The 273-nt window shown below is 62.6% G+C and carries 1 protein-coding gene; it reads right to left on the reverse strand.

What is annotated here, in order from left to right; genetic code table 11:
• The coding region (locus SB752_RS32465; RefSeq protein ID WP_410719507.1) for an XdhC family protein at nt 1-273 on the reverse strand (273 nt) is incomplete at both ends.

Below are 273 nucleotides of genomic sequence, written 5' to 3' on the forward strand. Positions count from 1 at the left end.
GCCCGGCCCCGATCAGGACCAGCCTCAACCTCGGTCCGAAAACAGATTCCAGATAGCGTCCATCGAACGATGTGCCAGCCAGAACCGATGCCTCGTGAAGCGTCGCTTCGCCGGTAACAATATCGAGCGTGCGCCGCACTGTTTTGCCAGCCGATGTCGCATCCAGCACTTCCGCCAGCGTCGACGCTTCGGTCAGCGGCTCGACAACCAGTTCGAGCGTACCGCCGCACGGCAATCCGAATCGATGCGCCTCGTCGGCCGTCACGCCGTACT

It is taken from the genome of Brevibacillus sp. SIMBA_040 (assembly GCF_046535075.1).
In the GTDB taxonomy this organism is placed as follows: domain Bacteria; phylum Bacillota; class Bacilli; order Brevibacillales; family Brevibacillaceae; genus Brevibacillus.